Origin of the sequence: Halorhodospira neutriphila, assembly GCF_016584055.1 — a bacterium.
GTDB classification, from domain to species: domain Bacteria; phylum Pseudomonadota; class Gammaproteobacteria; order Nitrococcales; family Halorhodospiraceae; genus Halorhodospira; species Halorhodospira neutriphila.
The window spans coordinates 1-2,129 of the sequence record NZ_NRSH01000208.1; the positions used below are offsets into that span (position 1 = coordinate 1).

Below are 2,129 nucleotides of genomic sequence, written 5' to 3' on the forward strand. Positions count from 1 at the left end.
GTCGGGGCACGGGGTCTCATCGGCCTCCACCCTAGCACGGCGGCCGCCTCGCCTTGGGGGGATGGCCGGGCAGGCGAGGCCGCGCTCGTCATCATCCTGTGATCTCGCTCCTCCACGATGGACCCGCAAAGGCCATGTTCAGGGAGGGGGAGTTGATGCAGCTCGCGCAGCAGCCGGCGGTGGCCACCGACCCGCTCGACCGGATCCTGGCGGGGGGCGAGGTGAGCCCCCGCTTCCAGCCGATCCTCCGGCTCGGCGACGGCGAGATCATCGGCTACGAGGCGCTGGCCCGTGGCCCCGAGGGCGATCCCCTCCACCACCCGGCGGACCTGTTCAGCGCCGCGATGGCGCAGGAGCGGCTCGTCGAGCTGGAGAACCTCTGCCGGCGGCGGGCCATCGAGGCCTTCCAGGCCCAGTCCCTGCCGGGCAAGCTCTTCCTGAACATCACCCCCGACACCCTCCTGCAGAGCGACTTCCAGCCCGGCGTCACGCGCCGGCTGCTGCAGGGCCACGGCACGAGCCCCGAGCACGCGGTCGTGGAGCTCACCGAGCACAGCCCCACGGAGTACGACGTGCTGCGGCAGGCCGCCGACCACTACCGCTGCATGGGGCTGTCCATCGCCCTCGACGACCTCGGGACGGGGTACTCGGGGCTGCGCCTGTGGTCCGAGCTGCGGCCGGACTACGTCAAGCTGGATCAGCACTTCATCCGCGGTGTGGATCGGGACCTCGTCAAGCAGGAGTTCGTGCGCTCGATCCAGGAGATCGCCCTCGGCATCGGCTGCCAGGTCATCGCCGAGGGGATCGAGACCGCGGAGGAGCTGCGCGTCATCCGCTCCATGGAGGTCCCCTTGGGACAAGGCTACTTCTTCGGCTACCCCCAGGCCGAGCCGCCGCGCTCGCTCCCGCCGGGGGCCCTCGGCGGGGCCGCGGGCGCCGAGCAGCGTGTCGGCCGGCGGTTCCAGCTCACCGACACCGCGGCCAGCGTCGGCCACGAGGCGCCGGCGCTCTTCCCGGATACCCGCCTCAGGGAGGTCAGCGAGGCCTTCCGCACGCACCGCGACCTCCATACCCTGCCGGTGATCGAGGCGGAGGGGGGCAGGCCGGTCGGCGTGGTTCACCGCGCGCGTTTTATGGAGCTCTTCCTTCTGCCTTACGGCCGGGACCTGTACGGGCGCCGGCCGGTCAGCCGGTTCATGGACCGGGCCCCGCTGGTGGTCGAGCACGATACGCCGGTCGAACGCGTCTCGCAGCGGATCACCGAGGCGCAGGAGGCGGGCAGCGAGCGCGACTTCGTCATCACCCGCGGCGGGGGCTACCACGCCATGGGCTCGGTGCTCGACCTGCTGCGCAAGATCACCGACCTGCAGATCCGCAACGCCCGCTACGCCAACCCCCTGACCCTGCTCCCCGGCAACGTGCCGATCTACGACCACATCGACCGGCTGCTCGAGGCCGGGGAGGCGTTCTGCGTCGCCTACTGCGATCTCGACCACTTCAAGCCGTTCAACGACGTCTACGGCTACAGCCGCGGCGACGAGGTGATCAAGGCCGTCGCCCAGTCCCTGGTCAGGCAGGCCGACCGCCAGCGCGACTTCGTCGGCCACATCGGCGGCGACGACTTCATCCTGGTGCTGCGCAGCGCCGACCCGGTGGCGCGCTGCGAGCGGATGCTGCACAGCTTCGAGGCGCAGGTGCCGGCCTTCTACAGCGACGAGGACCGCGCCCGGGGCGGCCTGACCGCCAAGGACCGCACCGGCAGCGCCTCGTTCTTCCCCCTGCTCTCGCTGTCGGTGGGGGTGGCCTATCCCGATCCCGCCCACTGCCTGTCGCACCACGATGTGGCCTCCCTCGCCTCCGAGGCCAAGCACCAGGCCAAGCAGCGCCCCGGCAACGCCGTCTTCGTGGAGCGGCGCCGCAAGCCGAGCGGCCTGACGCCCTCCTGACCCCCGCCGCCGCCCTCCCCAGCGTCTAGGCTGGCGGTACGTACGTGCCGCCGCCCCGCACCACCCCCCAGGACAGCGGCTGCGCCCCGCGTTCGGCGCCGCGCGTCTGCGTATGGCTGCATAAACCTTAAGTTTATAGATAGAATAAAGGAATGATGCGGAAGTGGCCGTGCACTTGCCGGT

At 70.9% G+C, this 2,129-nt stretch carries 1 protein-coding gene; it reads left to right on the plus strand.

All coding sequences use genetic code 11. The annotated features are described in order from the left end of the window. Nucleotides 1-155: 155 nt before the first annotated feature. Nucleotides 156-1,946: a GGDEF domain-containing protein gene (locus CKO13_RS11785; RefSeq protein ID WP_200261269.1), complete on the plus strand. Its 1,791-nt coding sequence runs from the start codon at nucleotides 156-158 to the stop codon at nucleotides 1,944-1,946. Nucleotides 1,947-2,129: the final 183 nt, after the last annotated feature.